This is a genomic window from Tolypothrix sp. VBCCA 56010, from assembly GCF_050875635.1.
Taxonomy (GTDB): Bacteria; Cyanobacteriota; Cyanobacteriia; order Cyanobacteriales; family Nostocaceae; genus Hassallia.
The window spans coordinates 1-12,971 of record NZ_JBPAOH010000185.1 but is presented as its reverse complement, the minus strand read 5'-3'; the positions used below and the strand labels follow the sequence as shown (position 1 = coordinate 12,971).

At 41.8% G+C, this 12,971-nt stretch carries 14 protein-coding genes; 8 read left to right on the top strand and 6 right to left on the bottom strand.

Translation table 11 applies throughout. From position 1 onward, the window contains the following. Window positions 1-79: 79 nt before the first annotated feature. Complete coding sequence (gene pstS / locus AABK37_RS36195) at window positions 80-1,087, bottom strand: phosphate ABC transporter substrate-binding protein PstS (protein WP_432556281.1); 1,008 nt, start codon at window positions 1,085-1,087, stop codon at window positions 80-82. 724 nt (window positions 1,088-1,811) lie between these two features. On the opposite strand from pstS, the gene AABK37_RS36190 reads away from it, so the two are divergent. The 4 genes from AABK37_RS36190 to AABK37_RS36175 all read left to right on the top strand — a co-directional run bounded on the left by AABK37_RS36190 (window position 1,812) and on the right by AABK37_RS36175 (window position 5,916). After that, on the top strand, window positions 1,812-2,879 hold the full coding sequence (locus tag AABK37_RS36190; protein WP_432556280.1) for a chlorophyll a/b binding light-harvesting protein: 1,068 nt from the start codon (window positions 1,812-1,814) through the stop codon (window positions 2,877-2,879). A gap of 78 nt (window positions 2,880-2,957) precedes the next feature. Beyond that, entirely contained in the window at window positions 2,958-4,478 is a 1,521-nt protein-coding gene (locus AABK37_RS36185) for a chlorophyll a/b binding light-harvesting protein (protein WP_432556279.1), read from the top strand. A gap of 89 nt (window positions 4,479-4,567) precedes the next feature. After that, on the top strand, window positions 4,568-5,080 hold the full coding sequence (gene fldA / locus AABK37_RS36180) for a flavodoxin FldA (protein ID WP_432556278.1): 513 nt from the start codon (window positions 4,568-4,570) through the stop codon (window positions 5,078-5,080). 104 nt (window positions 5,081-5,184) lie between these two features. Beyond that, window positions 5,185-5,916: an alpha/beta fold hydrolase gene (locus AABK37_RS36175; protein ID WP_432556277.1), complete on the top strand. Its 732-nt coding sequence runs from the start codon at window positions 5,185-5,187 to the stop codon at window positions 5,914-5,916. Between the two features lie 393 nt (window positions 5,917-6,309). On the opposite strand, the gene AABK37_RS36170 is transcribed toward AABK37_RS36175, so the two are convergent. Then, window positions 6,310-6,996, bottom strand: a complete 687-nt coding sequence (locus AABK37_RS36170) for a MotA/TolQ/ExbB proton channel family protein (RefSeq protein WP_432556276.1) — start codon at window positions 6,994-6,996, stop codon at window positions 6,310-6,312. Between the two features lie 47 nt (window positions 6,997-7,043). After that, window positions 7,044-7,259: a hypothetical protein gene (locus AABK37_RS36165; protein WP_432556275.1), complete on the bottom strand. Its 216-nt coding sequence runs from the start codon at window positions 7,257-7,259 to the stop codon at window positions 7,044-7,046. A gap of 61 nt (window positions 7,260-7,320) precedes the next feature. On the opposite strand from AABK37_RS36165, the gene AABK37_RS36160 reads away from it, so the two are divergent. Continuing rightward, window positions 7,321-8,829, top strand: coding sequence for a UbiD family decarboxylase (locus AABK37_RS36160; protein ID WP_432556274.1), 1,509 nt, complete (start codon window positions 7,321-7,323; stop codon window positions 8,827-8,829). 221 nt (window positions 8,830-9,050) lie between these two features. Here AABK37_RS36160 and AABK37_RS36155 read toward each other — a convergent pair whose 3' ends face one another. Continuing rightward, window positions 9,051-9,932 (bottom strand): TauD/TfdA family dioxygenase, encoded by an 882-nt coding sequence (locus tag AABK37_RS36155; protein WP_432556273.1) that lies wholly within the window; start codon window positions 9,930-9,932, stop codon window positions 9,051-9,053. A 263-nt stretch (window positions 9,933-10,195) separates the two neighbouring features. Between AABK37_RS36155 and AABK37_RS36150 the strand changes: the two genes are divergently transcribed. Both AABK37_RS36150 and AABK37_RS36145 read left to right on the top strand, forming a co-directional pair. Next, the gene (locus AABK37_RS36150; protein ID WP_432556272.1) at window positions 10,196-10,342 is read left to right on the top strand and encodes a hypothetical protein; all 147 of its coding nucleotides are present in this window, start codon (window positions 10,196-10,198) and stop codon (window positions 10,340-10,342) included. A gap of 191 nt (window positions 10,343-10,533) precedes the next feature. After that, the gene (locus AABK37_RS36145) at window positions 10,534-11,283 is read left to right on the top strand and encodes a DUF4058 family protein (protein WP_432556271.1); all 750 of its coding nucleotides are present in this window, start codon (window positions 10,534-10,536) and stop codon (window positions 11,281-11,283) included. 203 nt (window positions 11,284-11,486) lie between these two features. Here the strand turns inward: AABK37_RS36145 and AABK37_RS36140 are convergent, their stop codons facing one another. After that, window positions 11,487-11,672, bottom strand: coding sequence for a DUF559 domain-containing protein (locus tag AABK37_RS36140; RefSeq protein ID WP_432556270.1), 186 nt, complete (start codon window positions 11,670-11,672; stop codon window positions 11,487-11,489). Window positions 11,673-12,234: 562 nt separating this feature from the next. On the opposite strand from AABK37_RS36140, the gene AABK37_RS36135 reads away from it, so the two are divergent. Beyond that, entirely contained in the window at window positions 12,235-12,762 is a 528-nt protein-coding gene (locus AABK37_RS36135) for an SH3 domain-containing protein (RefSeq protein ID WP_432556269.1), read from the top strand. 11 nt (window positions 12,763-12,773) lie between these two features. On the opposite strand, the gene AABK37_RS36130 is transcribed toward AABK37_RS36135, so the two are convergent. Continuing rightward, on the bottom strand, window positions 12,774-12,971 hold a 198-nt coding region (locus tag AABK37_RS36130), incomplete at its 5' end, for a hypothetical protein (RefSeq protein ID WP_432556268.1).

Sequence of the window (12,971 nt, the reverse complement as noted above, 5' to 3'; positions counted from 1 at the left end):
TTGCCACACCTTGATTCCTTAAAAACTACCCATAAGGGTTTTGACCCTTCTTGCTTAGTCTCTCACAAAAATGGTCGGTTTATTTCCGCCACCCTGTACTAGGAATCCGGGTGTAGTTGAGGTCATCGTTGATATCTTGACCTTTTGTGAGAATCCACTGAACCAAGCTCTTGACAGCTTTCGCTTTCGCTGGGTCTTTGTAGCTCTTGTAAACCATAATCCAAGTCATTCCTACGATAGGATAACCTTGTCCTGGATCTGCTACAAAAACGCGATAATTGCTAGGAAATTGCACATTTGACAAAGCTTGATTTGCAGTCTGTAAAGAAGGAGCAACATATTGTCCCGCTTTGTTTTGCACTTCTGCTGATTTCAAGTTGGCTGATTTAGCGTATTGATATTCAACATAACCAATAGAACCGGGAGTGCGAGCTACTATTGCAGCTACACCTGGGTTTCCTTTACCTTTAAGGCTATTTGTCAACCATTTTGGCGATTTACTAACACCAATTCTGCCTTTAAAATAAGGATTAATAGCGCTTAAATGGTCTGTGAAAATGAATGTCGTACCGCTACCATCGGCACGAACAACAGTTTTAATTGGTTGATTTGGGAGATTAACTCCAGGATTATCAGCTTTGATTTTCGGGTCGTTCCATTTAGTAATTTGACCAGAAAAAATTGCTGGAAGTGTAGTACGAGACAATTTGAGGCTATTAACACCAGGAGCGTTGTAAACAACGGAAATTGCACCACCAGCGGTAGGTACTAAAATCACACCTTGCTTGACTTTAGCTATTTCTGCATCGCTCATTGCTGCATCGCTTGCGCCAAAGTCAACTGTGCCGGCAATTGTTTGGTTGACACCACCACCGCTACCAATTGCTTGATAGTTAATTCTTAAGTCTGGGATGGTTTTTGTAACTTCACGGGCATATTTTTCATAAAGCGGTGCTGGAAAAGTTGCTCCCGCACCATTTAAAGTTACAGCAGAAGCGATCGCCCCAAAAATTGGACTAAATGCAACAGCTACTGTTACCAATGAAGTAGTAACAGCACGATTCAACCCGCTGATCGAAAAAATCATATTACCTCGTATTCTGGAAATGGTATTGTTAAGATACAACCAGAAATAAAATTACATCGTTTATACCGATCAAGACTTTAAGTAAGGTTTAATTACTTATTAAATAATAGTTAACTTTAGTTTTTGGTATCAAATTACTGATTAATTGTTTTCTAAAATACAATTATTATTTCCTAAATCTGGAAATGATAAAAAATAATAAAAAACCCTTCCTTAATAGACCTATGAGCAAAAGTCTTTTTTGCACTCAAGCGTGAGAGAGCTTTTTTCCTACCCCTTTCCCCAATCATAAGCAGGTGCTACAACGCTTGGTACCCCAACAAAGGCTGTGCCTCAACGTTCGTGACCTCCGCACAGCACTGGCTTTGCAACGCACTGCCTCCCCTTTCCCCTTTCCCCTACTTCTGCAAGAAGTCTAATAACCAAGCACCCTTTCTTTACTCATAGTGCAATCTTGCTCTTCAAAGCGATCGCCTACAAGCGTTGGATGACAATTTTTCTTTTCTTGACCCTAAAAACGCCAGTTCGCCCAAGCGACTGCCTCCCATGCAGCCCTATTTTCAAGGTCAAGCCGTAGAGAGCGGAAATTTCCCAGCCTCGCCTAAGTCGTCACTTGTCATCTTCCTCAAAAGATTTAATGAGATATTGTTGCATTAACTGAAATTTTCGTGTAAGCTCGTTTCTAAAGTTGTTGAACAATATTATCAACAAAGCATAGGTAAAAATGACAGCAATTTCTAGAAGTCCGTTGTCGGTGGAGCAAGACCTTACCGACTCGCCTTGGTGGGCTGGTAACGCCAGACTCACTAGCTTATCGGGAAAATTACTAGGCGCTCACGTTGCTCATTCTGGTCTGATTGTCTTCTGGGCTGGAGCTATGACTTTATTTGAGCTAGGTCATTTTAATTCAGCAAAACCAATGTACGAGCAAGGCTTAATTTTGCTACCTCATCTCGCAACTCAGGGTTGGGGTGTAGGCGCAGGTGGTGCAGTTGTGGATACTTATCCCTATTTCGTCATTGGAGCTTTGCATTTGATTTCCTCAGCCTTTCTTGGCTTTGGAGGAATCTTTCATTCCCTGCGTGGTCCGGAAAAATTGGAGGGCAAAGTTCCTTTCTTTGGCTACGACTGGTCAGATACGGGCAAAATGACCACAATCCTTGGTATTCACCTGGTTTTACTGGGTTGTGGTGCATTCTTGTTAGTCGCCAAAGCAATGTACTTTGGTGGTTTGTATGACCCAAACATTGAGAATGTACGGGTAATTACAAATCCCACACTAAACCCAGCTGTCATCTTTGGCTATCTATTCGGCGCAGTTAGTAAATTCTGGATTGCTGGCGTTGACAACCTAGAAGACGTGGTTGGCGGTCACATTTGGGTTGGTGGGATGTTGATCTTTGGTGGACTTTTCCACATTTTCACCAAACCCTTTACTTGGACGCATCCACTATTTGTTTGGTCTGGAGAAGCTTATCTTTCTTACAGTTTGGGCGCTTTGGCACTGATGGGCTTTATCGCAACTCTCTTCGTATCGGTAAATACCACTGTTTATCCCGAAGTTTTTTATGGTCCAGCGCTTGTGGTTAGGCAGAATATCGTGCCGTACTTTTCATCACCTGACCCTGATTTGGTAACTGCCCGGACTTGGTTAGCCAATGCTCACTTCTGGCTAGCCTTCTTCTTTCTCCAAGGTCATATCTGGCACGCACTGCGGGCGCGTGGGTTCGATTTTCGCAAAGGTAGGGTGAGTCCGGAAGCAGTTATTCCCCAACCGATTAGCAGTTCCTGAATTTAATGCTAATTATTAGCAAAAGTCCGGAAAGATGACTCCGGAAAAATTGGCAAATATTCTCAAGGAGTTTCGTAAATGACAGCAGTAATTGAAGATAGCCCCTACAAGCAACAAATACCTGATGTTGGCTGGTGGGCTGGTAACTTTCGTCTCACTAATCTATCGGGCAAATTACTAGGCGCTCATGTTGCCCATTCTGCATTGATTTTGTTATGGGCTGGGGGAATGACGCTGTTTGAGTTGTCGCGTTTTAATCCTAGTCAGCCAATGTATGAGCAAGGATTAATTCTGCTGCCTCATCTAGCGACTCTTGGTTTTGGTGTTGGTGCTGGTGGGCAAGTGATTAGCACCTATCCCTACTTCGTAATCAGCGTCTTGCATCTAATCCCTTCAGTTATTCTGGCAGCCGGTGGTATTTACCACTCCCTGCTAGGACCAGAGGTGTTAGAAGACAATCCTACTTGGGCTGGCTTTTTTGGCTACGACTGGAAAGATAAAGACAAGATGACAACAATCCTAGGCATTCACCTAACGCTTTTAGGTTTGGGTGCTTTGGCTTTAGTTGCCAAGGCGATGTTTTGGGGTGGAGTGTTTGACCCTTGGGTAGCTGGCGGTGGAAACGTAAGGGTAATCAATCATCCAACGCTCAACCCTGTCCGCATCTTTGGCTATCTGTTTGGGGCTTGGGGACCAGAAGGAATGGCAGCTGTTGATAACTTAGAAGATGTTATCGGCGGTCACATCTGGGTTGGTTTGATGTTAATTGGCGGTGGTATTTTCCACATTTTGACTAAGCCGTTTGCCTGGGCACGCCGAATTTTGATTTATTCAGGAGAAGCGTATCTGTCTTACAGCATTGGTGCTGTAGCATACATGGGCTTTTTGGCGGCATACTTTGCGTCGGTCAATAACACCGTCTATCCTGAAGTTTTCTATGGTCCGATTAAAGCTATAGAAACGGATGCTGGTATAGTTTCCAGCCGTGGTTGGTTGGTAACTTTCCATTTTGTCTTGGCGCTCATATTTTTGTTAGGTCACATTTGGCACGCCCTCCGCGCCCGTGCAATTGAAGCCGGATTTGATTTTAAAAATGGTGACATGGTTCAACCGCCACGGGTGAATCGCCAAACGGGTAATCTCGCAACCGTAGTCAATTCTGATTTGACGCTGAAGTTTCTCAAATACTTACCAATTTACCGCCCTGGTATTTCTCCTCTCTCACGGGGATTGGAAATTGGTATGGCTCATGGTTACTGGTTGGTTGGTCCATTTGCCACATTAGGTTCATTAGGTTTATTACGCAATAGTAATGCAGCTAGCTTAGTTGGTTTACTAGCCGCAGGCAGTTTGATTCTCATCCTGACAATTGGTTTTTCGATTTATGGCACTACCACTTTTCAAAGACAGCAAGAAATATATCCACGACCCGCTTCAGTAGCAACCGTTCCCCGTGTACCCCAGAGTGTCAATTCTACTGAAAGATGGAGTGAATTTACTGAGGGCTTTTTGATCGGTGGGATTGGTGGAGCAATCTTCGCTTATCTGCTGTTGAGTGGTCTTGATGTGTTTAGTGCGATCGCTATTAGCTCGCTTTAGTTATGTAGAGACTTAGTATGCAGTCAGGTAGAGACGTAACATACTACGTCTCTACAAATTTTAATTAACGCATTGAATCGGAGAAAAATATGTCACAAATTGGTCTATTTTTTGGAAGTACAACAGGTAAAACTGAGTCCGTAGCCGAGACAATTCAGAAAGAATTTGGTGGTGAAGATGTAGTGACATTGCATAATATTGCAGACGTAGAAGATAATGAGTTTGCAGATTATCAATATCTAATTATTGGCTGTCCTACTTGGGATGTTGGCGAACTGCAAAGCGATTGGGAAGGCTATTTTTCCGAGCTAGATGATATTGATTTCAGTGGCAAAAAGGTTGCATATTTTGGAACAGGCGACCAAAGGGGTTATCCTGACAACTTTCAGGATGCAATCGGCATTTTATCAGATAAAATTACCGAACGCGGCGGCACTACGGTTGGATATTGGTCTACAGATGGCTATGACTTCAATGAATCGAAAGCATTGAGAAACGGGAAATTTTTAGGTTTGGCTCTTGATGAAGATAACCAATCTGATTTGACTGACAAACGTATCAAAGCCTGGGTGGGTGAACTGAAAAAAGAGTTCGGTATCTAGCCAAAGTAAGAGCTAATAGTTAATAGCTAACTTGCTTTATTACTGTTAGCTATTAACAAGGTAAACGAGAATTTTACAACTCTAATTACTTGCGGGTTAAATTAATGTCTAAACAGCCAGATGTCATTTGGTTAAATACAAGCCCTAGTTTCTTATGCTTTGCTAAACCGCTATTGCGTGAACTGTCACGTTATATAACTATTGCCCGGTGGGAATATAGTCAAACTCAGGATGAAGCAAGTTCTTTAGATGTTGCGGTAGAGCTGCTGCATAATTATCTCGAATCAAGCAATCAACCCGTGCATCTGATTGGTCACAGCACGGGAGGATTAGTAGGGCTACTATATGCACGTCGATATCCAGAAAAAGTTAAATCTTTAACTTTATTAGCTGTGGGTGCTGATGCAGCCCTTGACTGGCAAGCTCATTACTATACCCATCTCCCTTTCTTGAGTCACCAAAAGATTCTCAATGCGATGGTGTACAACTTATTTGGCTATCAGAATGAACGCACTGTCAAGCGTCTAGAGAGTATCTTGGAGCAAGATAAGAATTGCTCGCTCTCACCTCACTCTTTGTTCAAACGGTTAAGCGTACCTCCTTGTCCAGTCCCTGTGCCCTTAATGGTTTGTGGTAGCACTGACGATATCATTGTAGAACGCGATGCCCTGCAAGGATGGCGACCGTTTTTGATGGAGGGCGATCGCTATTGGGAATGTCAAAAAGGACGGCATTTTTTTCACTTATTCGAGCCGGAGATCGTAGCAGAACAGATTCTCGACTTCTGGCAATCTCTACGTCAGTTGGATTCAGTTTGTTCTAGCCTGAAAGTTTAAGCAAAATTTTCTTGTCTTCAACTTACAAAAAAAAAGTGTCAGTGTTTAAGACAGGGCAAACGTATCTAAAATAGATTGAGAAAATACAAGTTATATGGTGTTTTCAACTGATAAATCTATTGGTGTGTCAAAACTATCGGTGGTATACCATTGTATTCTGTGAAAAAAGGTCTCACAGAATACATCAACACGGTAGCAATATAGGACTTACGTAAAAATAATTGAAAAGCACATTATACAGTAGCGGTAATTCATGAATTACCGCTACTTACTCTTTGTCAGATTACGCTCATTCGTGCAATAAAAGAGCGAACAAAAGCAATTATTATTAGCTGGAAATCTGCTTTCGTTTGAGTGATTAGGAGTTAGGAGTTAGGAATAAATAACTCATAATTACTCTTCTTTACTATTTGGCTTTTCGCTAACTCCTTGAATGCTTGCATCGGCTGTTGAAGATTCATGACAAAATTGCAGATAAATTAGTTCGAGTTCGCTACCTACTTGAGAAAAATAGTTCATTTGGCGCGATCGCACAATTATAAAAATTCGCAAAAACACCAAAGCCAAAATCGCCACACTCATCCCAGTTGCAGAGGCAATCAGCGCTTGAGCGATACCACTTGCAACCGCAGACAGATGAACACTGCTCACCTGACCAGTTCTTAAATGCTGAAAGGTGGTGAATAGACCGGCTGATGTGCCTAATATACCCAGTAATGGAGCGATCGCCATCACGCTTTCCAGCACTTTATCACCTTTATACATCTCGACACATTCTTTATCAGATGCTGCTTTGATTGCCAGGTGAAAGATTTCTGGAGAAGCTTTCCGCAGTCTTAGCGGTGCTAACAAAAAGCGACCAATCGCTAAACCTTGAGAACGAGATGCGATCGCTTCTGCCTTTTCTAAGTCTAACCGGGCTGCACTCAACACTTCCTGCACTATCTGTTTTTCTTGGATAATTAGCTTAAACCAGAACCAACAGCGTTCTACAGCACAGCCAAACGTAACAACAGATAAAACCAACAGGGGAAACATAACAAAACCGCCTGCCAGTAAAATGTCATATATTCTCGTCATATTTAACTAGATAGGCACTTTGGTGTAAAAATTAATGCAGATTCCCGCTAGGATACCTGAATATTTTGTTTGCGATCGTTAAAAAATAATAAATAATTGGGCATTGGGCATTGGGCATTGGGCATTGGGCATTGGGCATTGGGCATTGGGCATTGGGCATTGGGCATTGGGCATTGGGCATTGGGCATTGGGCATTGGACATGGAAACAACCAACAACCAACAACGCTCCCACGCTCCAACCAGCAACTAACAACGCTCCCACGCTCCAACTAACAAATAACTAATAATATAAGAAAGTGCTTTACATTTATTTACTATAAACAATGGCAAGAGATTTACGGGGATTCATTAAAATTTTAGAAGAAAAGGGACAATTAAAGCGGATTTCTGCGTTAGTTGACTCAGATTTAGAAATTGCGGAAATTTCTAACCGAATGCTGCAAAAGGGTGGTCCGGGACTGTTATTTGAAAATGTCAAAGGTTCACCGTTTGCAGTAGCGGTGAATTTGATGGGAACAGTGGAAAGGATATGCTGGGCAATGAATATGCAGCATCCCCTAGAATTGGAGGATTTGGGGAAAAAGTTAGCGATGCTGCAACAACCAAAGCCGCCAAAGAAGATTTCCCAAGCGATATACTTTGGTAAAGTACTGTTTGATGTCCTCAAAGCGAAACCGGGACGCGATTTTTTCCCCGCTTGCCAGCAAGTTGTCATCCAAGGCGACGATTTAGATTTAAATAAGTTACCGTTGATACGTCCCTATCCCGGTGATGCTGGCAAGATTATCACGCTGGGGCTGGTAATTACAAAGGATTGCGAGACAGGTACGCCGAATGTTGGTGTGTATCGCTTGCAACTACAATCTCAGAACACGATGACAGTTCATTGGTTATCGGTGCGGGGTGGGGCAAGACATTTGCGAAAAGCTGCCGAACGTGGAAAGAAATTAGAAGTAGCGATCGCTCTTGGGGTAGATCCTTTAATTATCATGGCAGCTGCCACGCCAATTCCGGTAGACTTATCAGAATGGCTGTTTGCTGGACTTTACGGCGGTTCTGGGGTACAGTTGGCGAAGTGTAAAACCGTAGATTTAGAAGTTCCCGCAGACTCAGAATTTGTGCTGGAAGGAACAATCACACCAGGGGAAGTTTTACCCGATGGTCCATTTGGCGATCATATGGGATATTACGGTGGTGTGGAAGATTCACCCTTAATTCGCTTTCAATGCATAACACACCGCAAAGATCCGATTTACTTAACAACATTTAGCGGTCGTCCACCGAAAGAAGAAGCAATGATGGCGATCGCACTCAATCGCATTTACACCCCCATTTTACGGCAACAAGTCTCAGAAATTGTTGACTTCTTCTTACCAATGGAAGCGCTATCCTACAAAGCAGCGATTATATCTATTGATAAAGCATATCCCGGACAAGCGCGACGGGCAGCTTTAGCCTTTTGGAGTGCTTTACCACAATTCACATACACCAAATTTGTGATTGTTGTCGATAAAGATATAAATATTCGCGATCCGCGTCAAGTCGTGTGGGCAATTAGTTCTAAAGTAGATCCTACACGAGACGTATTTATTTTACCGAATACGCCTTTTGACACTTTAGATTTTGCCAGTGAAAAAATCGGTTTAGGTGGAAGAATGGGAATTGATGCAACTACGAAGATTCCCCCAGAAACCGAACATGAATGGGGGGCGCCTTTAGAATCGGATGCAGATATAGCAGCGATGGTAGAAAGACGATGGGCAGAATATGGTTTAGCAGATTTGCAATTAGGAGAAGTTGATCCGAATTTGTTCGGCTACGATGTGAGGTAAAGTATTAGTAAACAAGCTTGGCTGATAAAATCAGTCAAGCTGACCGAATAATTATTAATTCATAATTCATAATTTAGGGTACAAGCCCCTTGATTTATCACTATTATAAATAAAAATGCGCTTGCATCGATATTTTAAGCCCCCGTCAAGAGGCGTGGGGTAATAATTATGAATTAGTAATTATTAATTATGAATTATTTTGACACAGCATTAACAAAATCTCAAAATGGAAAAGCTGGGGCACATAGCCTGATATAAATATCTCTTTTTTCATCAGAAAAAGCTCTTCTACCATGAAGTATCCTTGTATTGTCAATCATTAAAATATCCCCTTTTCGCCAAGATATCTCCGTGGTTAATCTCTCAGCAATTTCATTCAGTTCAGAAACAACATCATCAGGAATTTCGGAATTATCATCAAAGATAAGAACGTCTGGATTTAACTGCTTTGTTGGCAATAGACTATTAATAAAAACTTGATATTTGCCACATCTGCTAGGAATGATTGCTGGGCAAACGTATTCAAGAACAATCGATTGATTTTCGTTGACTTTCAGGTAAGTATTATTGCTTTTACACATCTCTCCTAATTTATTTAAGTCATCAGTTTGGTATTTTTGGCGCCACTCGTCTTTATTCATACAAACGGTGAACTTTAGCTTTTTTTTCCTAAATAATTCTTTGGTTGAACTACTGATTTCATTAAAAAATTGTCTGCCATCACACACTGTTGTTTCACCATTTTGTGATGCAGGATTAGCACAAAAAAACCACACCAAAAGTGGAATATTCTTCTGATAGTACATTTCTCCGTGCAACTTAATTTCAAACTGATAATCGTTTACACTTAAAAGAGTATTATCTCCATTAATTACCCTTCTAGCGAAGGCTCCTCCAGCATAATCTATAAAATCGGTACTTAATAAATTGCTAAATTCTTTAAAAATGTCGGCATTAGCTTCAAATCCTCTAAAAAGTAAGACACCGTAAAATTTAAATAGACTAATAATTTCTTCTAAATCTAGTTTGAAAATACTAGTATTATCTACATTAATAATTTGTTGACCTATCTTATCTGATATTGGGTGTGTCTTGATATTCATATTACTAAATCAATGTTTAAGCTTTTAACTCAATCTTTGGGCGATTTATGCGGTATAGTGAACATTTTACACTCAACCACGAGCGTTGCGTTGCATCCACTAGTAAAGGCGGGGCTGAATTTAATATAATTAAGATTTATTACAAACTTTAAATTCGTTTGAGAAAATTTTCAAAAGAAAATAGACCATTACTTGTTCGGTTACGATGTCAGATAGAAAAAGGACACCATTCTCGGTGCTAGTGTCCAAAAAGTGGAGAATATATGCAAAAACCCCGGAAAAATCAAGCATCAAAGCTAATGATGGGATTAGCAATCAGTTTTATGAGTGCGATCGCGCTTACTGGTATAGCTAATCAAATAGTTTTCGCACAAACAAACAAGCAACAAATGTGGTGCAGCGCTGACTAGTTGTTCTTAGAACCCCACCCCCTACCCCTAAGAGCAAGCGGGGAGGGGGGAAGAGATGAGTTTACAATTTGGTGAGCGAGTTATTTGTAAATTATTGTACATTTAATTTGCATACACCAAGTAGCCTTAGGATTGCCATAATTAGGTTAGACCCTAAGATGAATGAGCGAATTTTTAATTTTGAATTGCTTATGCCTTCTTTATTTTTGGGTATGAACCCCTATTTAGAACATCCTGAATTATGGGCTGGAGTACATCACTTGTTAATTAGTGAAATTGCCAAGTTACTGACTCCCCAATTACGTCCTAAATATCGCGTTGCTGTAGAAGTAAGAATGTATGAAACTACAGACGAGAGTTCACTGCTTGTAGGCATTCCTGATGTGATAGTAAAAAGTCGGCAGACTGCTACAGATTCGACAATGACGAAAGTGGCAGTTGCCGCACCTGTGGCTATTAGAGAGGGATATTTAGAGGTAAGAGAAGTAGGAACAACAGACTTAGTTACTACTATCGAAATTCTTTCACCTACCAATAAACGCCAGGGGAAAGGACGTCAAATGTATGAAGAAAAGCGCGAACAGGTTTTAGCAAGTCGCACCAATTTAGTTGAAATTGATTTACTACGTAAAGACAACCCCATGCCGATAATTGGCAATAATATTCAAAGTCATTATCGAATTTTGGTTTGTCGCGGTAATAATCGTCCCTATGCTGATTTATATGCTTTTAATTTGCCCGATATAATTCCGACTTTCCCCCTACCTTTGCGTACAGTCGATACAGAACCTGTGATAGATTTGCAGGCATTATTAAATGAGGTTTATGACCTATACGGTTATGATTTGGTGGTAGATTACAGTCAAGAGCCAGTACCACCGTTGTCAGAAAAAGATGCGGTTTGGGTGGATGAGTTGTTGCGGGAGAAGGGATTGAGGTAGTTGAATTTTTAATTAGGAATTTGAGATTTTTGTCTAGCCATTGCATGAGACTAATTCATACTTTCAATCAGCAACGCCGAAACGACTAACATAATTAAATTTGTATTAACTTCAGCAGACGCGATCGCACCCCCAAAAACCCCACACGCGATCGCACTCTTAGCTCCCTCCTTGCTTGCGGGGAGGGGGTTGGGGGTGGGATTCTATCTATGCAACCAAACTGCAATCCCCTCCAACACCCCCTCAATCAAGAGCAAAACATCCTCATTCCTAAACCGCACCACTCGCAACCCCAAAGATTCCAAAAATTCTTGACGGATTGCATCTTCCTCTTGCGTGTAGTCGTGAATTCCTCCATCCACCTCCACAACGCTCCCGCGCTTCCGCACAATAAAAATCCACAAGAAAGCGGTCAATTGCGTGCTGACGGCGAAACTTGAACCCCAAAAGTTGCTTTTGTCTTAACTTTTGCCAAAGCAGCTTTTGGGCTGGGGTGGGTTCGCGCCGCATCTGTCGCGCTAGTGGCTTGAGTTTTTCCCAGAGTTCTGGCGGGCTTTGCCAAGGCATCGGAACCCCACCCCCTAACCCCCTCCCCGCTTGCTCTTAGGGGGGATTGGAGTTGTTTAGAGGGTTTGGCTTGGGGTTTTGATGTTGAGTCATTGGCTGGTAGTTAGAGAGCCTTGGGGATATTCCTCAAGGCGTTGTGGGATACCACCCAAATCAGCACTGTTTCTGCTGAGGAGGTCGTACTCAGTCTGGCTTGTCCAGAATGTCTGGGTTAAAAGTATCAGTAATGAACATTTTCTTTATTGTTCCCAGCACAACCTTGCCAAAATACGATCGCTATAATGCGGGGCAAAGCCCATCGCACCCCTACGTGCCCCTGAAAATGAAAAAGCTCTTCTATCATGCATAATTTTGGTATTGTCATGAAGAAATTAGGACACAAAAGTGAAAAATCAAGCGTCAAAGCTAACGATGGGATTAGCAATCAGTTTTATCAGTGCGATCGCCAATACTGGTATAGCTAATCAAATAGTCTTCGCCCAAGCAACCAAGCAACAAAAGTGTGATATTTCTGTTTATGTCACCGACAAAGATCCGCAAGGATTAAATGTGCGGAATGGCGCAAGTTCCAATAACAGAATTTTAGGAAAAGTACCTGGTAACGAGACAGTTCAAATTGTCGCTACTTCCGGAAGTTGGGCACAGATAAAGAATATCGGTAGCGGTTTTAAAGGAACTGGTTGGGTATATTTACCAAACTTAGGCATATCGACGCGGGGCTACAATACAAATGGCGTAGATATTTACACCAGCACCAATCCAAAAAGCCGTAAATTAGGAAGAATTCCCGCTAATACCAGTGTTAAATTATTGGGCTGTCAGGGACAATGGGCGCAAGTCGAATATAAAGGTATTAAGGGTTGGTTGGCAAGGCTTGACCAATGTGGTGCAGCCCTTACCAGTTGTTCATAAAATTCAACTTCTCACCTTCTCAAAGGCAACAAAGAGGGGATTAGAAGGAATACATTTCTCGATGAAGATGCAACTAATGTAGCCCGTGCAGACGGGCTTTGTTCTTCTAGCCCCAGGCTTATAGCCTGCGGGCGATTAAATGCATTATTCTTCAAATAATACAACGCTTGATGAAGATGCAACAAATGTAGCCCGTCTGCACGGGCTAC